The organism is Rhizobium sp. rho-13.1, assembly GCF_007000305.1.
GTDB lineage: Bacteria > Pseudomonadota > Alphaproteobacteria > Rhizobiales > Rhizobiaceae > Rhizobium > Rhizobium rhododendri.
Map to the genome: position 1 here is coordinate 1 of NZ_SCFL01000008.1, position 19526 is coordinate 19526.

General features: G+C 62.0%; 18 protein-coding genes and 1 tRNA gene. 10 read left to right on the plus strand and 9 right to left on the minus strand.

Annotated elements, in window-relative coordinates:
- Positions 1-10: 10 nt before the first annotated feature.
- Positions 11-87 (plus strand) — tRNA-Met (locus EQW76_RS18405).
- Positions 88-191: 104 nt separating this feature from the next.
- Here the strand turns inward: EQW76_RS18405 and EQW76_RS29060 are convergent.
- Positions 192-338: a hypothetical protein gene (locus EQW76_RS29060; protein WP_153816484.1), complete on the minus strand. Its 147-nt coding sequence runs from the start codon at positions 336-338 to the stop codon at positions 192-194.
- A 128-nt stretch (positions 339-466) separates the two neighbouring features.
- Positions 467-2059: a glucose-6-phosphate dehydrogenase gene (gene zwf / locus EQW76_RS18410; RefSeq protein WP_224127932.1), complete on the minus strand. Its 1593-nt coding sequence runs from the start codon at positions 2057-2059 to the stop codon at positions 467-469.
- 318 nt (positions 2060-2377) lie between these two features.
- Here zwf and EQW76_RS18415 point away from each other — a divergent pair, with 318 nt between their 5' ends.
- Positions 2378-2887 carry a DNA starvation/stationary phase protection protein gene (locus EQW76_RS18415; protein ID WP_142830267.1) on the plus strand — a complete coding sequence of 170 codons (510 nt, stop codon included), beginning with the start codon at positions 2378-2380 and terminating at the stop codon, positions 2885-2887.
- Between the two features lie 171 nt (positions 2888-3058).
- Here EQW76_RS18415 and EQW76_RS18420 read toward each other — a convergent pair whose 3' ends face one another.
- Positions 3059-4567 (minus strand): mechanosensitive ion channel family protein, encoded by a 1509-nt coding sequence (locus tag EQW76_RS18420; RefSeq protein ID WP_142830269.1) that lies wholly within the window; start codon positions 4565-4567, stop codon positions 3059-3061.
- A 238-nt stretch (positions 4568-4805) separates the two neighbouring features.
- On the opposite strand from EQW76_RS18420, the gene EQW76_RS18425 reads away from it, so the two are divergent.
- Both EQW76_RS18425 and EQW76_RS18435 read left to right on the plus strand, forming a co-directional pair.
- Positions 4806-6392, plus strand: coding sequence for an aldehyde dehydrogenase (NADP(+)) (locus EQW76_RS18425; protein WP_142830271.1), 1587 nt, complete (start codon positions 4806-4808; stop codon positions 6390-6392).
- A 335-nt stretch (positions 6393-6727) separates the two neighbouring features.
- Positions 6728-7372: a hypothetical protein gene (locus tag EQW76_RS18435; protein WP_142830273.1), complete on the plus strand. Its 645-nt coding sequence runs from the start codon at positions 6728-6730 to the stop codon at positions 7370-7372.
- A gap of 198 nt (positions 7373-7570) precedes the next feature.
- On the opposite strand, the gene EQW76_RS18440 is transcribed toward EQW76_RS18435, so the two are convergent.
- The 6 genes from EQW76_RS18440 to EQW76_RS18465 all read right to left on the minus strand — a co-directional run bounded on the left by EQW76_RS18440 (position 7571) and on the right by EQW76_RS18465 (position 15172).
- Complete coding sequence (locus tag EQW76_RS18440; protein WP_142830275.1) at positions 7571-8836, minus strand: ABC transporter substrate-binding protein; 1266 nt, start codon at positions 8834-8836, stop codon at positions 7571-7573.
- Positions 8837-8862: 26 nt separating this feature from the next.
- Positions 8863-9699, minus strand: coding sequence for a carbohydrate ABC transporter permease (locus EQW76_RS18445; protein WP_143123053.1), 837 nt, complete (start codon positions 9697-9699; stop codon positions 8863-8865).
- Complete coding sequence (locus EQW76_RS18450) at positions 9696-10622, minus strand: sugar ABC transporter permease (protein ID WP_142830278.1); 927 nt, start codon at positions 10620-10622, stop codon at positions 9696-9698. The genes EQW76_RS18445 and EQW76_RS18450 overlap by 4 nt, the downstream gene beginning before the upstream one ends.
- Positions 10615-11778: an ABC transporter ATP-binding protein gene (locus EQW76_RS18455; protein WP_142830280.1), complete on the minus strand. Its 1164-nt coding sequence runs from the start codon at positions 11776-11778 to the stop codon at positions 10615-10617. The genes EQW76_RS18450 and EQW76_RS18455 overlap by 8 nt, the downstream gene beginning before the upstream one ends.
- Positions 11775-12611, minus strand: coding sequence for a metallophosphoesterase (locus EQW76_RS18460; RefSeq protein WP_142830282.1), 837 nt, complete (start codon positions 12609-12611; stop codon positions 11775-11777). Before EQW76_RS18460 ends, EQW76_RS18455 begins: the two co-directional genes overlap by 4 nt.
- A gap of 203 nt (positions 12612-12814) precedes the next feature.
- Entirely contained in the window at positions 12815-15172 is a 2358-nt protein-coding gene (locus EQW76_RS18465; RefSeq protein ID WP_142830284.1) for an FdhF/YdeP family oxidoreductase, read from the minus strand.
- Between the two features lie 157 nt (positions 15173-15329).
- On the opposite strand from EQW76_RS18465, the gene EQW76_RS18470 reads away from it, so the two are divergent.
- The 6 genes from EQW76_RS18470 (at position 15330) to EQW76_RS18495 (ending at position 19521) form a co-directional block, all read left to right on the plus strand.
- Complete coding sequence (locus tag EQW76_RS18470; protein WP_142830286.1) at positions 15330-15539, plus strand: SlyX family protein; 210 nt, start codon at positions 15330-15332, stop codon at positions 15537-15539.
- A 148-nt stretch (positions 15540-15687) separates the two neighbouring features.
- The gene (msrB, locus tag EQW76_RS18475) at positions 15688-16158 is read left to right on the plus strand and encodes a peptide-methionine (R)-S-oxide reductase MsrB (RefSeq protein WP_224127968.1); all 471 of its coding nucleotides are present in this window, start codon (positions 15688-15690) and stop codon (positions 16156-16158) included.
- An 87-nt stretch (positions 16159-16245) separates the two neighbouring features.
- Entirely contained in the window at positions 16246-16983 is a 738-nt protein-coding gene (gene msrA / locus EQW76_RS18480) for a peptide-methionine (S)-S-oxide reductase MsrA (RefSeq protein WP_142830290.1), read from the plus strand.
- A 252-nt stretch (positions 16984-17235) separates the two neighbouring features.
- Entirely contained in the window at positions 17236-18162 is a 927-nt protein-coding gene (locus tag EQW76_RS18485; RefSeq protein ID WP_142830292.1) for a bestrophin family protein, read from the plus strand.
- Positions 18163-18227: 65 nt separating this feature from the next.
- Positions 18228-18767 (plus strand): sigma-70 family RNA polymerase sigma factor, encoded by a 540-nt coding sequence (locus tag EQW76_RS18490; RefSeq protein ID WP_142830554.1) that lies wholly within the window; start codon positions 18228-18230, stop codon positions 18765-18767.
- Complete coding sequence (locus EQW76_RS18495; RefSeq protein WP_142830293.1) at positions 18754-19521, plus strand: anti-sigma factor; 768 nt, start codon at positions 18754-18756, stop codon at positions 19519-19521. Before EQW76_RS18490 ends, EQW76_RS18495 begins: the two co-directional genes overlap by 14 nt.
- Positions 19522-19526 lie beyond the last annotated feature (5 nt).

The window sequence follows — 19526 nt, forward strand, 5'->3', positions numbered from 1 at the left end:
CACGACTTTCCGCGGGGTGGAGCAGCCCGGTAGCTCGTCAGGCTCATAACCTGAAGGCCGCAGGTTCAAATCCTGCCCCCGCAACCAAATCCCAAACAAACATCAATACACCAGCACAGCACCACCAAGCCCGCGTCATAATGACTGCGGGCCGTTTCGCGTTCGGGCTGCGACAGGTCGCAGGCGAATGTTCAGTTCGCGGCGGGTGCGTCGGCTGTGGCTGCGGGTGGCTCGGCGTCCTTGTGGTGGCGGGAGCTACTGAGGGCATAGGCTGCCGACATGATGAAGCCGATGACCATCAGGGTCATCATCAGGCGTTGTCCAAAACGTGATTCCATGGCCACATCCTTCCAATTGCGGGACAACGGACTGCCGCGGGGAACGTTCCCTCGAGGGCGCTATCGTTTCATGGAGTAGGCGGGGGGAGGCCAGTACGGCCTCCCGGGTTTGTTTACGGGTGATTGTTTCAGGTCTTGGGAGCGTAGGGTTTTAGCGTCCGCCAGGCGTGGCCGGCGCGGGCGAGGAGATCGTCGGATGCTTGCGGACCGGCGCTGCCCGAGGCGTAGTTCGGGAAGGCGGGTTCTTCCTTCGCCCAGGCGTCCTGCAACGGCTGGACAACCCGCCAGGCCTGCTCGACCATGTCGGCGCGCATGAACAGCGTGGCGTCGCCGACCATCACGTCATAGATCAGCGTCTCGTAGCCGACATTCGGGAAATCGGCAAACCAGTCGTCGTAGCGAAACAGCATGCCGACATTGGCAAGCGCCATTTCCGGGCCGGGCTGCTTGACCTGCAGCGACAGAAATATGCCTTCGTCGGGTGCTGTGCGCAGCACCAGCCAGTTTGGCTGTGGGGCCTCGCCCTCCTTGTGGAACGGCTGGCCGGGGGCTGCCTTGAAGGAGATGGCGATCTCGGTGCGCCTTTCGGTCAGGTGCTTGCCGGTGCGCACATAGAAAGGCACGCCTTCCCAGCGCGGATTGTCGATCGACAGCTGCATGGCGACATAGGTCTCGACGCGCGAAGCCGGATCGACATTGGCCTCGGATCGGTAGGGGACTGCGGTCTTGCCGAGCACCGAACCGGCATCGTACTGGCCGCGCACAGCTTCCGATGGCTGGCACGGACGGATGGCTTCGACCACTTCCGCCTTTTTCGAACGGATGGAGGCGGCGTCGAAGGAGGTTGGCGGCTCCATTGCCACCATCGACAGCAAGGTAAAGAGATGGTTCGGGACCATGTCGCGCAGGGCGCCGGTGTTTTCGTAGAATTTGCCGCGCGTTTCGACCCCGACTGTCTCCGTCACGGTGATTTGCACCTGCTCGATGGCATCGCGGTTCCAGATGCGCTCGAAGAAGCCATTGGCAAAGCGGAAGGCCATGATGTTCTGCACCGTTTCCTTTCCGAGGAAATGGTCGATGCGGTAGATCTGATCCTCCTTCAGGACCTTCAGAATCTGCGCGTTCAGGGCCTGCGAAGAGGCGAGATCGTGGCCGAAGGGCTTTTCGATGACGACCCGTCTCCAGAACTTCGCCCCGCCATCCGATCCGTCAGATTGGGTCACGAGACCGGCCGCACCCAGCTGATCGATGACGGTTCCGAAAAACTGGCCGGCGACTGCCAGATAGAAGATGGCGTTGCCCTGGGTGTCATGGCCGGACTTGGCGGCATCCAGCGCCTTGCCGATCGCGGCATAAAGGTCCGGTTTGGTCAGGTCCCCCTGGATATAGACCATTTTCGACACCAGCGTCGCCCAGGCGGCCTCGTCGATGGCAGTAATGTCGAAATCCGAGGAGCGGTTGCCGATGAAAGTTTCGAGCATTTCGCGCAGGCGTTTGGCCCAGCTCTCGACGTTGCCATCGGCAAGATCGACGCCGATCAGGGCAAATTTGTCCGGCAGGGTCTTCGACAGCAGCAGGTTATAGAGTGCCGGAATGACCAGGCGGCGGGTCAGGTCGCCACCGGCGCCGAACAGGACCATGGCGCAGGGGTCGGCCGGCGCGGGTGTGGTGCGTGTCTCATCGGCCTTGGCGGCCAGTATCTCGGGCGCAGTTGCAGACATCGGCAATTCCTTGGGGATTGGAAATCGGAGGTGGCGGCTTCGTTGTGATCGTTTCGTCAAAGGCCTGCAAGACCTTTCCGGTGCCTGCATGGCATGCTTTGTAAAGCTGGCATTGTTGCGGCAGAGGTCAAGGCGATGTAGGCTCGAGGTCAAGGAACCTTTTGCCCTCTCGAGACCTTATCGGCGTGCCCACCCGGAATGAAAAGCGGCACGACGGTGCTTGCCTTCCCGCAGCCTGCCGACCGATATCCGGACATAAAACATGACAGATTTATCGATGCGGGCGATGGTCCGCACAAAAGATATCAGAGGAAGATCATGACCAAGAACAATGCATCCTCAGCAGCTCTCGCAACCCCTACCGATCTCGGCCGTAATGACAAGACCAAGGTCGCCGATGCGCTGAACGGCATCCTCGCGGACACCTTCGCGCTGTATATGAAGACCAAGAATTTCCACTGGCATATGTCAGGCCCGCATTTCCGCGATTATCACCTGATGCTCGACGAGCAGGCTGCCCAGATCATCGGCACGACCGACGATATCGCAGAGCGCGTCCGCAAGATCGGCGCGACCACGCTGCGCTCTGTCGGCGACATCGCGCGTCACCAGTCGATCTCGGACAACGACGCCGAGTTCGTTGGGCCGGTCGCGATGCTGAAGGAGCTGCATGCCGACAATCTCTCGCTGGTGGAAGCGCTGCGCCAGGCCAAGGAACTTGCCGACGACGCCAAGGACAACGGCACCAGCGGCGTCATCGACACCTGGACGGATTTTGCCGAGCGTCGCGCCTGGTTCCTGTTCGAAGCAACCCGCGGCGAGAACTGATCGGGGGCATCCGGGACGGCCGGCAATTTGGCCGCTTCCCGATTACCGTAAAGCACATGCGCGCCCGGCAACAAAGCCGGGCGTTTTACGTTGGAAGGGCTGTATAGCAGATCTTTCCGTTATTGTTTCACAGGTCTCCGCGTCATCAAACTATCGGATAGCAGAGCTGCTTCAGTCGTGCGGAAGCTGGAACAGGTGGCGGATGCGGGTTGCGAGCGATCCGCCCTGTGCACCATTGCCGATGGTGCCGCCCCCGGCGAACAGGTGTTTTTCGGCATCGATGCGCTGCGACATGATCTGGCCGAGCTCTTCGGCAATCATCGGCCTGTCTTTCAGCAAGGGCGACAGCTGTTCCTGGCCGAGTTCGTAGATGACGACGAATGTCAGCGCCCGGATGCTGCCGACTTCGTTGGCTCCCATCAATACGCCACCTTCGCCGAAGCAGTCGCCGGGCGCGAGCCGGGTCAGCTCTATCTCGCGACCGTCCTCGCTGCGCGTGATGCTGACGACGCCGGTGCGCACGATCATCAATGCCGTCAGCTGGCTGTCCTGGGCGGCGATGACAGTGTCCTTGCGATAGGTTCGCCGGGTCATCTGGCCTGCAAGGGCCTCCTTTTCCTCGGATGTCAACGGCGCAAACAGCGGGATATTGCTGAGCAGGCTGAGCGGAGTGCTAATCTTGCGGACCTTGTCCGTATCCGCCAAGGCCTCCGCATCGCCGTAGATGCCGCTGCCCACCGGCGGCGCCATCCTGTAGCCGGAGGATTTGACGTGGCGGTAAATCAGGTCGAAGATCTCGTTCTTGGCCGTTGTCGTCATGGCGATGTTCTTGACGCTGAAGGAGAGGCCGAGCTGTACGGCCTGGCTGTCCAGGGCATCTATGGAAACCGACGGTGCCGGGTTTGCGAGGATCGAATTGCTGCTGAGCAGGACATTCCGCATGACCTCTGCCATGAACTTGGGGGCCGTCGTGGGTACCAGGCGAACCGTGATGGTGACGCCGTGCTGTTCATCCGGGCTCGACAGGTTTGTCAGTCGCGCCTTTGCCAGCGCGCTGTTCGGAATGACGATCAGGCCGTTGGTGCCGTTTAAAAGGTAGGTGGCCCGCCAGTTGGTCTCGATCACCTTTCCCTGCATCCCGTCGTCGAGCACCACCCAGTCACCGACCGAATAGGGTCGGCCGAGGTTGAGCGCGATGCCTGAAAACAGGTCGTTCAGCGTGCTCTGCAGCGCGAGGCCGAGGATGATGGCAAACACGCCCGACGTGGCGAGCAGCGTGCCGACGGGGACACCGAAGACGTCGGCGACAATTGAGAGACCGGCGCTCATATAGATGACGCCGACGACGAGGTCCTGCAGCAGCCGGCCCTCGCGTGGCTTGCGCTCGAAGATCAGAAACACGCGGACAAAGGCGACCAGCGTCCAGGCGCCATTGATCCACCAGACGATCTTGGCGAAGGTCGTGAAGATGCGCAGCGTTACCGAGGTTTCCAGCGTCGCCTTTTCATAGGGGACGATGTCGTTGTGGAGAAGCACTACTGTCAACAGGATGAACAGTGCGATCTGCGCGACTAGACGCCAGACCTGCCGGCGGCGCAGCAGGATACGGCTGACAACAAAACCGACGATCATGACGAAGCAGAACTGAACGACCGGATTGGCGATATCTTCGAACGTCATAAGGGACCAATCGTCTACGCGGAGAGAACGAGGTGCGCAGCCGAGGCTGAGCGGGCGTTACAGTCGCACGAACGCCGGCTCAGTTCCATCCCTGACGCCATGCGAACGTCGACGATGACTTACCCGATGTGCGACTTGAACTTGCAGCGCAGGCCATCATCTTATAGCTGTCATCCGATATTGATATCCGGCTTCCGGGCGCATTTCGCGGCGTCCTCCAAACACTCGAGGAAATTTCATGACCCAGGCATTCGACATCAAGGGCGACCTTCTGATCGGCGCCGATTCCACCGGCGACAATAGAACCGTGCGCGCCATCAATCCTGCCACCGGCGAAAACATGGAACCGGCCTTCGCCGTCGCCTCCGTTGCCGATGTCGACCGTGCCTGCGATCTCGCCGCTGCCGCCCTCGACACCTACCGCGCCGTGAGCCTAGAAGACCGCGCCGTCTTCCTCGAAACCATCGCCGCCAATATCCTCGAGATCGGCGACCAGCTGCTCGAGCGCGCCCATGCCGAAACCGGCCTGCCGCTCGCCCGCCTCACCGGCGAGCGCGGCCGCACCGTCGGCCAGTTGCGCCTCTTCGCGTCGGTTGTCCGTGCCGGCGAGTGGCTCGACCTGCGCGTCGATCCGGCCCTGCCTGATCGCCAGCCGCTGCCGCGCCCGGACCTGCGCCTGCGCCAGATCCCGCTCGGCCCGGTCGCCGTGTTCGGCGCCAGCAACTTTCCGCTCGCCTTCTCGGTCGCCGGCGGTGACACGGCGTCGGCGCTGGCTGCCGGTTGCCCTGTTGTCGTCAAGGGCCACCTTGCCCACCCGGGCACGGGCGAACTGGTCGGCCGCGCCATCCGCGCCGCCGTTGCCTCCTGCGGCCTGCCGGAGGGCGTGTTCTCGCTGGTCACCGGCGCCAATGAAACCGGTGCTGCGCTCGTGAAGAACCCGCACATCAAGGCGGTCGGCTTTACCGGTTCGCGTGCCGGTGGCCTGGCGCTTGCAGCCATTGCCGCTGCCCGTCCCGAGCCTATCCCGGTCTATGCCGAAATGAGCAGCGTCAACCCGGTCTATCTGTTCCCGGCAGCGCTTGCCGCCCGCGCTGAAGCGCTCGGCAAGGCTTTCGTCGGCTCCCTGACCATGGGTGCCGGCCAGTTCTGCACCAACCCGGGCCTGATGTTTGCGGTCGACGGCCCCGACCTCGACACCTTCATCGCTGCTGCCACCGGTACGCTTACCGAAAGCGTACCTGCCCCGATGCTGACCCCCGGCATCCACGCTGCCTATGACAAGGGCGTCGCTGCCTTTGCCGGCAACGAGGCCGTCAAGACGGTCGCCCAGGGCAAGCCTGCCGAAGGCGCCAACCGCAGCCCGGCGATCTTCTTCGAGACCGACGCCGAGCACTTCATGGCAGACGAAAGCCTCGGTAACGAAGTCTTCGGTGCTGCCAGCCTGCTTGTCCATTGCAAGGACGTGGCGCAGATGGTGGCTATTGCCGAGAAGCTGGAAGGCCAGCTGACGGCAACGCTGCATCTCGACCCCGCCGACCATGACGATGCGCGCAAGCTGCTGCCGGTGCTCGAGCGCAAGGTTGGTCGCATTCTCGCCAATGGATGGCCAACGGGCGTCGAAGTCAGCCATGCCATGGTGCATGGCGGCCCGTTCCCGGCCACCTCGGACAGCCGCACCACCTCGGTCGGCACCATGGCCATCCGCCGCTACCTGCGCCCGGTCTCCTACCAGGACCTCCCGGACAGCCTGCTGCCGCCGGAACTCAGCAACGACGGCGTGAAGACGCTGCCGCACCTTCTCGACGGCGTGCGCGCCGGGAAGTAACCTTGGGCTCACTGTGAATATGAAGGCCGCTGTCTGAAAGGACGGCGGCTTTTTTGTTCTGGGGCTTGGCTGGTTGCGGGCGAGATCGTCTCTGGGGCTTCACCCCCCTCTGCCCTGTCGGGCATCTCCCCCACAAGGGGGGAGATTGGCTGGAGCGCCATTGCCTGCCCAACTGGCTTCGACATCGCAGAATTCCTGAGGTCACTGTTTCGGATAGCCGGCGCGACGACTTGATCTCCCCCCTTGTAGGGGAGATGTCGGCCAGGCCGACAGAGGGGGTGCTGCATCCATTGGACGGCGTCCGCATCGGTAGTGAGCGCTCGGGCTCACGGTGAATGGGCTTTTTTGTCACGAGCGCGGGGCGTCCTCCCTGCGGAAAACCGTGGCGGGTCTACCTCGGTAATTGTCCAGGAGACCATCTGATTTTACTGTCTGCCCATGACATGATGCGCGTCCGCGCTAAATGCGTTGCGACATGGTCCTGTCCGGAGTTTCGTGTGCCTAGAACCTTTTCGGTCATAGTCGCTTTCGCCGCAACGGTTTCGGCCGCACAGCAACCCATGCCTCTCACTGCCGATCAGCTCATCGGCATCTGCGAATCCTCAACTGTTGTCGAGGCCTCGAAGAAAGGTGATGTGTTGGGCTGGCAACCGGTGGAGGACAAGGCTTGGAAGAAGAGCTTCGAGAACTACAACGGCGGATCGGTCGACGTTGTCGGCTGGCGGCGCGGCGCAAAAGATAGCGACGGCCTCCTATCGTTCTGGATTTCGACAGGACCGGTTTCGACCCGAATGTGCTCGTTTTATGCATCAGGTGACGGAGCAGCGCTGCTCAGCGCCTTTTTTTCCCATTTCGGCAAGCCCTCCAAGCTCGACAAATTCGAGCTCGGTCTCATCGCCGACTGGGAGCGAGCGGGGGATGTTGTCGAACTCAACCAGACCGGTAATCTCTTGTCGGTCAGCTACACAGCTCGCAAATAAGATACCAGCGTCCGGTTCGTCGACGGCATGAATCCTGCCGCTCGTGCCGGCTCTGTCTCTTGTGCTTTGCGGTCTCATCCCGTTTGAAAGATGGGAGCGACGCGGGTAGAGGAAGCAGTCTCCGAAGCCAGCTTGGTCCCCGCAAAACGCCGCCTCCCTTTCGGAAGACGGCGCTGATCATGCCATAGCCTATGTGGCTTAGCTGCGGGGCAGCATGCCTTCGACGTCGGCGGCTGCGTCGTCGAGGGCTTCCTTGGGTTCGGCTGAACCGTCGACGATGCGCGACAGGTTATCGACGATGGTCTGGGTGACCTTGACGCCGTTGGAGCCGGGGAAGGCGTACCAGGGGATCATCAGGGACATCTGGTTGAGGCCGGCCTGGAACAGCGGGTTCTGCTTGTAGAACTGGCCGAGATATTTGTCGGACTTGGCGGCCAGTTCGTTGTTCGGAACGTAGCCGGTGCCGGGAACGACGACCGAGGCGCCGTAGGGGCCGGCGGCAAACTTGGCGAACTTCCAGGCGGCTTCCTGCTTGACCGGGTCCTTGGCGAGAATGACGACGGCGTTGCCGCCGGTCGGCAGGTGGCCCTTTGCCGGATCGAGCAGCGGCAGCTTGGCGGTGCGCAGGTCGAACTTGGTGCCGACATTCTTGATGGTATTGCGCAGTGCGCCGGTCGTCTGGAACTCGAAGCCCACCTTGCCGGCGGCGAAGGCCTGTTCTCCGGCGGACTTGGTGAAGACGGGGAGGCCGCCTTCCTTGACCATGCGCTGCAGGGTTTCGGCAGCCTTCAGGCCTTCAGGACCGTTGAACGCGACCTTGGTCTCGTCGGCATTCAGCATCGTGCCGCCGTTGCCGAACAGCAGTGCGGAGAACATCCAGTCGTCGCCCTGCCAGCGGAAATCGATACCATCGACGCCGTTGCCGAGCGCCTTGATCTTGCCGCCTAGAGCAATGACTTCGTCCCAGGTGGTCGGTGGGACGTCGGGATTACCGCCGGCAGCCTTCACCAGGTCGGCATTGTAGTACATGATCGGGGTTGAGGTGGCGAAGGCGAGGCCGAGCTGTTTGCCGTTGACCTGGGCGAGCTTCAGGATCGTGTCCGAGAAGCCTTCCTCGGCCATGTTGCCGTCCTTCTTGATCAGCGGCCCGAGGTCGAGGGCAACGTTGCGCTCGGAGATCATCCGGAGCCGGTTGAGGCCGATGAAGGTGACATCTGGCATGGCGTCAGTACCGGCCTGGCGCAGGATCGTCTGGATGCCGTCTTCGTAGGTGGCCGACGGGCTGGCAAACTGGATCTTGATGTCAGGATTTTCTTCCATGAACTTCTTCGAGATCGTGTCCATCACGTCCTTGAAGAAGCCGGGCATGGGGTAATGCACCGTCAGCGTGGTTTCGGCATAGGCCGGCACCGACACGGCCATCGCGATGGCAGCGGCGGCAACGAGCTTGGTGAAGTGTTTCATCGAGCGTTCTCCTGTTTGACGACCGGTCAGCCTTTGAGACCGGTCATGGTAATTCCCTCGACGAAGCGCTTTTGCGCGAGCAGGAAGGCGGCAACGAGGGGAAGGGTTATGACCATGGTGGCGGCCATCAGCGCGCCGTAATCGTCGCCGGCTTCGGCGGCGCGGAAATACATCAGGCCGAGCGGCGGCGTGGCAAAGCTCTGCTTGCTGATGACAATCAGCGGCCAGTAGAGATCGTTCCAGTGGGCAACCACCGAGAAGATCGCGAAGGCGGTGACGGCCGGCCAGGCATTTGGCACGATGACCCGGGCAACGATGCCGATCTCCGACATGCCGTCAAGACGGGCGGCATGGATCAGGTCGTCCGGCATGGCGCGGAAGAACTGCAGGAACATGAAGATCGCAAAGACCGAGATCGAGAACGGCGCCACCAACGCGGTGTAGCTATTGAGCAGCGAGGCGCTGTCGATGGCGACGTAGAGCGGCAGGGCCGTCGCGTGGATCGGCACCAGCAGCCCGAGCATGACCATCGCCATCATCAGTTTTGCAGCGCGGAACTTGAGTTTGGCCATGGCATAGGCGCAGGGGATTGCGACGATGACCTGGAAAAAGAAGATCAGGCCGCAGACGAGGACGCCGTTCCACAACAGCGTGCCCATCGGCACCCGGCTGAAGGCCTTGGTGAAGTTGGCAACGTAATAGAATGTCTGCGGTATCAGCGACAGCGCCGAGGTGAAGATCTCGCTCTGCGTCTTGCCGGCCGCCGACAGCATGAAGATGTAGGGCGACAGGAAGACCAGCGCGCCGAGCGACAGCACTGTCAGGCGGATGGCGCGGCCGGTGGTGAAGGTGGCTGTGCTCATGAGTAGTGCACCCGCTTGTCGAGGACGTTGTACTGCAGGAAGGTGAGCACCATCAGGATGACGAGGAAGACGACGGTCATCGCCGAGGCGTAGCCGACATGCAGGTAGACGAATCCCTCGTGATAGATGGTGAAGAGCAGGACTTCCGACGCCCTGTTTGGGCCGCCGTCGGTCAGCGTCTGGACCGTCTCGAATACCTTGACGGCATTGATGATGCTGATGGTGGTAACGAACAGCGTCGTCGGCGCCAGCATCGGCCAGGTGACAAGCCGGAACCGATCAATCGCCGAGCGTGCGCCGTCGACTTCGGCGGCGGCATAGAGTTCGCGCGGGATGGCGGTAAGGCCGGCCAGAAACAGCACCATGTTAAAGCCGACCGACTGCCAGACGCCGATGATCGACAGGCTGTAGAGCACGGTGCCGGCCGATCCCAGCCAGTTCGGTCCCGGGATGCCGACCATCGCCAGCATGGCATTGATAGGGCCGATGGTGGGGTGGAACAGATATTGCCAGACGGTCGCCATGGCGACGATCAGCGAGGCGACCGGCAGGAAATAGGCGGTGCGGAAGAAACTGCGCGCCGTCGTCTCGCTCTCGATCAGAAGCGCTACGCCAAGGCCGAGGATGATGGAGACCGGCGCGACGATGGCCGTGTAGACCGTCGTATTCCACAACGACTTCTTGAAGGTGCGGTCGCTGAAGAGGTGGGCGTAGTTGTCCAGGCCGACAAACCGGAACTTGTCGATGCCGAGTTCGAAATTGGTAAAGCCGAGACCGATGACGGCAATCACCGGCAAGAGCACGAAGACGACCATCAAGACGATGGCCGGCGAGGCGAGCAGCCAGGCGGTGCGCGCTTCGTTGCGGGCGTGGATGTCGGCCGTCCTCTTTGCGGGAACGGCGTCGAAGGCGATGCTAGCCATGGGCGTGCTCCCGCACCGCGTCGACGCTGACGTGAGCGGCGGCGAGGCGTTTTCCATCAGCAGCAAAGACCATTGCCCGGTCGGGCGAGAGGATCATGCCCACCGGCTTGCCGACGGCAATGCCGGATGCTTCGGCCGGCGTCAGCTTGGCGATCATGATTTCACCGATGGCGTCGAGCTTGCAGTAGACGATGACCTCGGAGCCGAGGAATTCGACGCGCTCGACACGGGCGGAAAGCGCATCCTTGCCGACGTCCGACAGGCGCACGAACTCGGGGCGAATGCCGATGGTGACGTCGGTGCCATCGACGTGGCTGTCGGCGAGCGTCATGCGGATGCCGCCGAACGAGACGATGCCGTTCTCGGCCAGCGCCGGAACCAGGTTGATGCGTGGCTGGCCGACGAAGCGGGCAACGTCGACATGGGCCGGGTCGTCATAGATGACCTGCGGCGTGGCAAGCTGCAGCAGGTTGCCGCCGATCATGACGGCGACGCGGTCGGCCATAGACAGGGCCTCGGCCTGGTCGTGGGTGACGTAGACCGTCGGCACGCCGGCGCGACGGTGGAGATCGACGATCTCGCCGCGGGCATGGACGCGCAGGTTTGCATCGAGGTTGGACAGCGGCTCATCCATCAGGAAGACGCTCGGCTGGCGGACCATGGCACGGGCCAGCGCGACGCGTTGCCTTTGGCCGCCGGACATCTGGCCGGGCTTGCGATCGAGCAGGTGGTCGATCTTCAGCGAACGCGCCATTTCGGCGACGTCGCCCTGGATCGTCTTCCGGATGCTGCGCTGGCCGGGCATGAAATTGCCGATGAGGGGCAGGCGCTGGCTGCTAGACAGCCGGCGCATGGCAAGCGGCACCGCGATGTTCTGGCCAGCGGTCAGGTGGGGATAGAGGGCATAGGACTGGAAGACCATCGCAATGTTGCGGTCGGCCGCCGCCGTCCCGGACATTTCCTTGCCGCCGATGACGATCTCGCCGCTGTCGGCATGATCGAGGCCGGCAAGGATGCGCAGCAGCGTGCTCTTGCCGCAGCCGGAAGGGCCGACCAGCGCGATGAACTCGCCCGGCTCGACCTCGAGGCTGACGCCCTTGAGGATGGCGTTGTCACCGAAGGACTTGGTAATGCCGGAAAGGGAAAGCGCGCTCATTGGGCCGCATCCCGGACGACCTTGTGGGCTGCCTGGGGATAGACCTCCTCAACGACATCGTCGAGGAAATAGGCGGTCATGCCGGGAACCGCGACAAGCTCGGTGGTGACGTCATCGGCAAACGTGTGGATAGCGGCGCCGACAAAGCGTTCGCCGGGCATTTCGCGTTCCATCTTGTCGAGGATGAAGGCGGCCGGTGGCGCCCAGACGGTGGAGGTGGTCTTGAAGCCGCCCTTCCAGGCCCAGTGCAGGTGACCGCTGCCAAACAGCGCAACATCATGGGCGGCGATCAAATCGTAGAGGCGCTGACGCTGGTTCGGCCGGACGCTCCAGTAACCGGTGTCGCCCTCGTCCGGCGTGTCTACGAAGAGCGGCTTGTGGGCGAAGATCGCGACGCGGCGGTCGCCCCGGCTGGCAAGCGTTGTTTCCAGCCATTCGAACTGGGCTTCGTCCTCGCCATCCTCAAAGCCCATCAACTGGCTGTTGAGACCGATCAGGCGCCAATTGCCTCGATCTTCAACCCAGCGGTCGGGGCCGACGAGGCGCCGCCAGCGGGCCAGCCGCTCGGCATTGACGGGCTGGGCCGAACCCGGGAGATGGCCGACATCATGATTGCCGGGGACAATCAGCATCGGCACGGCAACCTGCCGCATCAGATCCATCGAGAAGACGAGGTCCTCGTCCTTGTCGGCGCCGTCGACGCTGAGGTCGCCGGTGTGGATCACGAGATCGGCGCCGCTGTCGTTGATCCAGCGTGCCAGTGGTTCCCAGTTACCGTTGAAATGCGGCTTTCCGGGGCTGACATGGGTGTCGGTAATCTGGATGATTTTCATGCGGCGTCTCCGAAATAAAGATGGAAGCGCCTTCGGTAAGCGGCGCTCCAGAGGAGGCCGGCGCTTCTTGCCGCTCTCTCTAGTGCTCGCTCATGTCAGTTGAATAACAGCCACACGGCCATTTAGAGTTTCGCCGGATTGTCGCAAAATGTCTTGCGAGTGGCTCCCCGGATCGCTTTCCGGGAAGCTCGGATCGCTCGCTGTCAGGTCTCGATGCCGACCGGCTGACTGGCATTAATCCGGCTGTAAACTGGCATCGGCGCGAGCTTGCTTCCGTCCTTTACGATGTAAACCGGGACGGATTTGGCGGCGGGCACCTTGCTCTTTTCGGCATGTTGCCAGAGCGGTATCAAGGAGTTGCACTCGGGATAATACGCGCCGCAGCACCCTTCAGGGATGCTGTGTGGGACGGCGCGCAGGCCATCCAGCCGGCGGACGATATTGTCATCGGTAGCGGTGACCAACGACACAGTGTCGTCCTTGGCGATGCCGAGCCTCTGCATGTCCGCCACGTTGAGGAATATCACCATGCGGGTGCCTTCGACGCCGCGAAAGCGGTCGCTATAGCCATAGACGGTCGTGTTGAACTGGTCGTTGCTGCGTAGCGTCATCAGCCGGAAAATGTCGGCGTGGTCTTCTGCGAAACTTGCCGACAGTGCGGTCGGCACTTTGAAATTTGCCTTGCCCGTGTCCGTCTGCCAGTCGCGCTCGCGGGCGGCGAGCGGTTTTTCAAAGCCGCCGGGGGTAAACAGCCGCTTGTTGAAATCCTTGAATATCTTCGGGTAGGTCGCCTCTATGGCGTCGCGGACCCTAGCGTAATCATTCACCCACTCGTCCCACGGGATGTCTGGATTGTCGGGCAGGGTGGCCTTGGCGATCCCGGCAACGATTTTCGTTTCGGAATAGAGCCCGGGCCCTGCCGGAGCGTGAAAACCTCTGGAGCCGTGGATGCAGGACGTGCTGTCCTCGACGCTGACAGCCTGAGGACCGCTTGCCTGCTCGTCGATCTCGGTTCTGCCAAGGCACGGCAGGAGGTAGGAGACGCTGCCGTTGAACAGCTGGCCACGGTTGAGCCGGGTGGCGATCTGCACTGTCAGGCGCATGGCCGGCCAGCGCTCCTCCATCACTTCCCGCTCGGGTACGGCGCGAAGGAAATTACCACCGAGCCCGATGAAGCCTTCGACATCGCCCTTGATGATCGACTGGCAAGCATCAACGGTTGTCAGTCCATCCTCGTAAGGCGGCTCGAAGTGGTAGAGTTCCTTCAGCCTGTCCAGCGGAACCAGCTTGGTCTTTTCCGAAATGCCGACCGTACGCTGGCCCTGGACATTCGAGTGGCCGCGTACTGGGCAGATGCCGGCGCCGGGCCGGCCGATATTGCCGCGCAGCAGAAGCAGGTTGACCAGCATCTGGACCGCCTGGACGCCGAGCTTGTGCTGGGTCAGTCCCATGCCGTAGATGCCGATGACGGATTTGGCGCGACTATAGGTATCCGCCGCCTGGACCATTGCGGCAATTGGCAGGCCTGATTCCCGAACGAGGACGTCCCAGTTCTGAGACCTGACGTAGTCGATGAATTCTCCGGCGCCGTGGGTGTGTTCTGCCAGAAATTCGCGGTCGAGGACGCCGTTCCCGCCGGATGCGAGGTCGGCGTCGTCTGTTGCCAGCAGTGCCTTGCAGATTCCGGTTATAGCAGCAATGTCGCCACCGGCCTTGACCTGGTGATACTGGCTGCTGATCTCGGTGGCATGGTTGGTGGCCATCTGGAGCGGGCTTTGCGGATTGACGAACCGCTCCAGCCCGCGTTCCTTCAGCGGATTGAAGGTGACGATCTCGGCGCCGCGCTTTACTGCTTCCTGCAGCTGGTGCAGCATGCGCGGCGCATTGGAGCCTGTATTGTGGCCGAAGAAAAAGAATGCTTCCGCCGTCTCGAAGTCGTCCAGCCGCACCGTTCCGACGGGAATCCCAATGCTCTCCGGAAGTGCGACAGAGGTGGATTCATGGCACATGTTGGAGCTGTCAGGCAGGTTGTTGGTGCCATAAACCCGAGCCATCAGCTGATACATGTAGGATGTTTCCAGCGAGGCCCGGCCGGAGGCGTAGAACACGACCTTGTTGGGATCGACTGCACGGATTGCCTTCAGCTCGCGGCCGATGGCTGAAAAGGCCTCGTCCCATGAGACGGGAACATAGTGGTCGCTCGCGGCATCGTAGCGCATCGGCTGCATCAGTCGGCCGGCATTTTCGAGATCATAGTCGCTCCAGCCGCGCAATTCGGTGACCGTGTGCTGCGCGAAGAAATCCGCGTCGGCGCGCGCGGCGGCCAGTTCCCAGAATGTCGCCTTGGCGCCATTTTCGCAGAACTCGGCCGGGTGAGGCTTGGCGGGCTTTGCCCAGGCGCAGCTGACGCAGGCAAAGCCATCGGCCTTGTTCTGCTTGGCGAGACCTGCAACGACGCTGAGCGGCTGGCCGTTTTCCCGCGCCTGATGGGCCAGCGATCTGACCGACCCCCATCCGCCGGCTGGAGCATCGTTCGGTTCGATTTTCGGAGTGTCGGACATTATCATCTCCCGCTTGCACAAGGCCGCGTTTCGTAACTTGCCTCGAGGCCATCAGTTCCACCGAGATGGAGGGTCCGCTGCAAGATTGGGGCGGCTCTTGCCAACCGGGCCGAAAGCTGGTGTGTCGCCGCCATGGCACGATCGAAAGGAAGCCGAGATGTCTGACCAGGAAAGCCGCATTACCCAGCTTGAGGAAGTTGTTGCCTACCAGGCAAAGACCATCGACGAACTCTCCGACCAGCTGACGGCGCAGTGGAAGGTGGTCGAGGAAACCCGCTACAAGCTCGAACGTCTGGTCGAGCGTTTCATGACGCTCGACGAAGAAACTGCCGAGGCGCCGGCCAACGCGAAACCGCCGCACTATTGATCCCCGTATTGCCGAGGCCTCGCCTGGATAGCGGTCACATTTCTGTGTCTCACGCGGCTTTGTGTAACAAAACCACGGCCGCGTTCGTATCTGCTGTATGATGAATAAAACCGGGAGGACCAGAATGCAGACGAGACGCGCATTGCTGATGACTGTGGCGACCGGTGCGGCGGTGTTTTCCGCGCGGAGCTGGAACGGATCGCTGGGGACTGCTGCTGCCGCAACGTTTCCCATAACCCATACCGATGCGCAATGGCACAAGCTTTTGACCGCAGAACAATACGAGGTTCTGCGCAACGAGGGCACGGAACGCCCCTTCACCAGCCCGCTGCTCGAAGAACACCGTAAGGGAAGATTTGCCTGCGCCGGTTGCGAACTACCCCTGTTTTCCTCGGAGACTAAGTTCGAGAGCGGCACGGGCTGGCCCAGTTTCTGGCAACCGTTGCCAAAAGCCGTCGGGTCCGTCAAGGATACGTCCTACGGCATGGTCCGCAACGCCGTGCATTGTGCCCGTTGCGGCAGCCATATCGGCCATGTCTTCAACGACGGCCCCAAGCCGACCGGCCTTCGCTACTGCATGAACGGCATCGCCATGACGTTCCAGGCATCATCTGCGTGACGCACCTCTTGAAACGCCAATTCCGCCCAGCATTTGGGCTCAGACTTCAGGCCTACGCATTCACCTCCGGCTAACGGGAGATCTTCCATGACGATGACTTTGAAATATTCCATGCGCGAAGCCTTGTCCCGATATGGCCGACGGGCCGGCACCGCTGTTGCGGTCCTTCTGGTCGGCGGCACTGTGCTGCATTTCACACCTTCCCAGGCCGGCGAAGCCCGAGAGATTCCGAAAGCCACTATCGACGCAGCGCCGGGTTCCGGCACCGAGACAATCGCGCTCGCCGGGGGCTGTTTCTGGGGCGTGCAGGGCGTCTTCCAGCATGTCGACGGCGTCGTCAGCGCGGTGTCCGGTTATGCCGGTGGCGCGAAGAATACCGCTGAATACGAGACTGTCAGCACCGGCAGCACGGGCCATGCCGAGACCGTGAAGGTGGTCTTCGATCCGCACAAGATCAGCCTCGGCCATCTGCTGCAGATCTACTTCTCCGTCGCCCACGATCCAACGGAATTGAACCGCCAGGGGCCAGACAGCGGCACCCAGTACCGCTCGGCAATCTTTCCGACCACGCCTGAACAGGCGCGCGTCGCCAAGGCCTATATCGATCAACTGAACAAGGCACACGTTTTCGGTGAGGCTGTCGTCACGAAGATCGAGCCGGGAAAGAGCTTCTATCCGGCCGAGACTTATCATCAGAATTTCCTGACGACCCACCCGACATATCCCTACATCGCCATCAACGACATACCGAAAATCGATGACCTGAAGCGCATGTTCCCCAAGGACTATCGTGCCGAACCGGTACTGGTGACCGCCAGCAACTGATCGAAGGCCACCGCTCCGTCAGGTAACAACTGGCGGAGCGATCCTCAGTCTTTAGGTCTGGGGGGGTAGGTTTGGCGGATATTTATCCGAGGTCTCGTGTATATCCGATATTGCAGTCTGGCGGCATTGCCTCCCGTGTGAGGCGACAAATGGGCGCATACCCCCAGTGCACCGTTTGTGCCAATATCGGTTAGGCAGCCTATCTTTATCCGGTAAGGGTGGTGTACAGGCAGCCCCAACAGAGCATCCACCATGATCGTCCGCGAGCGCCCGGGGCTACTCCCGCTATTCTTCATCATGCGTGGATCGATCGTTCCCCGCATCTTGCCGCAGATCATCGTGATTTTCGTTATGTCCTGCCTCATCACCTGGGGCCATCACGAGCGACCGGGCATGATCCTGTCGGTCAGCGGCGTGCCGTTCGCCGTGCTCGGCACAGCGCTTTCGGTGTTTCTGTCGTTCCGCAACAACGCCTGCTATCAACGCTGGTGGGAGGCGCGGCACAGCTGGGGACAACTGGTCTACGCGGCACGGACGTTTTCGCGCCAGACCTTGCTGCTGGAAGCCTTGCACGGCGAGGAGGGGCGGCGGGTCAGGCGTAGCCTGCTGACGCTGGCCATGGCCATGCCACATGCGCTTGTCCAGCATCTTCGGCCGGAGGGCGACCAGAGCAAGGTCGAGCGGCTATTGCCGGACGATGTCCAGCCCCTCTATCACGCTGCATCGAACAGGCCTGAAATGCTGATGCGGCTGATGTCGGCCGATCTGGCAAGAATGCGGGCGAGCGACCGGATAACAGATATCCAGTACCAGATGCTCGACAGGACAATCACCGACATGGCAATTGTGCCGGCGACCTGCGAGCGCATCCGAAACACGCCGTTGCCGTTTGCCTACACGCTGCTGGTTCATCGCACGGCCTATCTGTTTTGCTTCCTAATGCCGTTCGGTTCGGTCGACGTGCTCGGCTGGGGAACGCCGTTTGCGGCGGCGGTCATCGCCTACACCTTCTTCGGCCTCGATGCGCTCGGTGACGAGCTCGAAAATCCGTTCAGCAAGGAGGCGAATGCTTTGCCGATCGGTGCGCTTGCCGATGCTATCGAGCACAATCTGCGAGAAGCCATGGGCGAGACGGATCTGCCACCGCTGCCGACGCCCACCAATTTCGTGCTGATGTAAGCCGCATTGCGATTTTTTTTGATCGTGCCGGGAATAAGTTCGCATCGGTGTCCGTATACTGGGTCATGGAACGCAACGGACGCACATTCGATGTCTTGGCACAGCTCTCATCCCTGAGACGCTACGCCCGTTCGCTGGTGCGCAACGCCGACGATGCGGAAGACCTCGTGCATGATGCCTTGCTGCGGGCCTATGAGCGCAAGTCGACCTTCCGTCGCGGCGCAAACCTGCGCTCCTGGCTTCTCTCCATCGTCCATAACGCCCATATCGACCGCCTGCGTCGGGACCGGTCGATGGCGCGGCGCCATGATGGCGCGGCCGTCGAGATGGAGCAGTCGCTGGCGGCCGGCCAGGAGCATGCCGTCCGGCTGTCGCAGGTGCGTGACGCCTTCTTCAGGCTTCCGGAAGAACAGCGTGCGGCGCTGCATCTCGTTGCCATCGAGGACATGTCCTACAACGAGGCCGCAGCGACGCTCGGCATACCTGTCGGCACGCTGATGTCGCGAATTTCGCGGGCGCGCGCCCAGTTGAGGGATTTCGAGGACAAGGCGCCGGCTGCGTCGCATCTGCGTGTTATCGGAGGGAACGATCATGACGTCAGTTGATCCGATCATCGACGCCGATCTCGATGCCTATGTCGACGGCGAACTGGATGTATCGCGGCGCATAGCGGTGGAATCCTACCTGTCGGAACATCCGGCAACGGCTGCCAAGGTCATGGCCGACTTAAGCCTGCGCGGCGAATTGCGGCTGGCACTGGCGACGGAGGCCGTAACCGGCGGGGTGCAGACCCGCGAGGCCGCCCGTCGTCTGGAGCGTGGGCTTGCCTACGGTCGCGTATTGCAGTCATTGCAGCGCATTGCTGCCGTTGCCGTTCTGGTGGCATCGGGCTGGGTGGCACACAATTCGTTCGGCGCTTTCTCGGCCACCGAGGTCTCGGCATCCGTGCCGCCGCCGGCTTTCGTCGACGATGCGGTTGCGGCTTTCCGCACCTCGGCATTGAGGGCGCAGGTCGCCTCGCAGCCGAAGTCGGCCAACTACAATCCGGATGATATCCGGGCGGCAACCGCAATCGTCATGCCGACGTTGCCGGCCGACTGGAAGGTGGCCGATGCCGAAATCTATCCGTCGGCCTTCGGACCGAGCATCGAAGTTACCGTCGATGCGAATGGCAAGCGGCTGTCGCTGTTTGCAGTCCGGCCAGGCAGTTTTGCCGTCGCCAAGGTCGACCACATCGCCCTCGACGGCGTGCAGGCATCCTACTGGCAGATCGGCGATGTCGCCTACGCGCTGGTTGCCGATGCCGCCGCCAACAATCTCGACGGGGAGGCCGAGCGGCTTTCCCGGACACTCTATTAACGCAA

Excerpts from the sequence above, each read along its gene's own strand:
- EQW76_RS29060 (WP_153816484.1), bottom strand. The coding sequence starts at position 338 with ATGGAATCACGTTTTGGACAACGCCTGATGATGACCCTGATGGTCATC.
- zwf (WP_224127932.1), bottom strand. The coding sequence starts at position 2,059 with ATGTCTGCAACTGCGCCCGAGATACTGGCCGCCAAGGCCGATGAGACA.
- EQW76_RS18415 (WP_142830267.1), top strand. The coding sequence starts at position 2,378 with ATGACCAAGAACAATGCATCCTCAGCAGCTCTCGCAACCCCTACCGAT.
- EQW76_RS18420 (WP_142830269.1), bottom strand. The coding sequence starts at position 4,567 with ATGACGTTCGAAGATATCGCCAATCCGGTCGTTCAGTTCTGCTTCGTC.
- EQW76_RS18425 (WP_142830271.1), top strand. The coding sequence starts at position 4,806 with ATGACCCAGGCATTCGACATCAAGGGCGACCTTCTGATCGGCGCCGAT.
- EQW76_RS18435 (WP_142830273.1), top strand. The coding sequence starts at position 6,728 with ATGGGCTTTTTTGTCACGAGCGCGGGGCGTCCTCCCTGCGGAAAACCG.
- EQW76_RS18440 (WP_142830275.1), bottom strand. The coding sequence starts at position 8,836 with ATGAAACACTTCACCAAGCTCGTTGCCGCCGCTGCCATCGCGATGGCC.
- EQW76_RS18445 (WP_143123053.1), bottom strand. The coding sequence starts at position 9,699 with ATGAGCACAGCCACCTTCACCACCGGCCGCGCCATCCGCCTGACAGTG.
- EQW76_RS18450 (WP_142830278.1), bottom strand. The coding sequence starts at position 10,622 with ATGGCTAGCATCGCCTTCGACGCCGTTCCCGCAAAGAGGACGGCCGAC.
- EQW76_RS18455 (WP_142830280.1), bottom strand. The coding sequence starts at position 11,778 with ATGAGCGCGCTTTCCCTTTCCGGCATTACCAAGTCCTTCGGTGACAAC.
- EQW76_RS18460 (WP_142830282.1), bottom strand. The coding sequence starts at position 12,611 with ATGAAAATCATCCAGATTACCGACACCCATGTCAGCCCCGGAAAGCCG.
- EQW76_RS18465 (WP_142830284.1), bottom strand. The coding sequence starts at position 15,172 with ATGTCCGACACTCCGAAAATCGAACCGAACGATGCTCCAGCCGGCGGA.
- EQW76_RS18470 (WP_142830286.1), top strand. The coding sequence starts at position 15,330 with ATGTCTGACCAGGAAAGCCGCATTACCCAGCTTGAGGAAGTTGTTGCC.
- msrB (WP_224127968.1), top strand. The coding sequence starts at position 15,688 with ATGACTGTGGCGACCGGTGCGGCGGTGTTTTCCGCGCGGAGCTGGAAC.
- msrA (WP_142830290.1), top strand. The coding sequence starts at position 16,246 with ATGACGATGACTTTGAAATATTCCATGCGCGAAGCCTTGTCCCGATAT.
- EQW76_RS18485 (WP_142830292.1), top strand. The coding sequence starts at position 17,236 with ATGATCGTCCGCGAGCGCCCGGGGCTACTCCCGCTATTCTTCATCATG.
- EQW76_RS18490 (WP_142830554.1), top strand. The coding sequence starts at position 18,228 with ATGGAACGCAACGGACGCACATTCGATGTCTTGGCACAGCTCTCATCC.
- EQW76_RS18495 (WP_142830293.1), top strand. The coding sequence starts at position 18,754 with ATGACGTCAGTTGATCCGATCATCGACGCCGATCTCGATGCCTATGTC.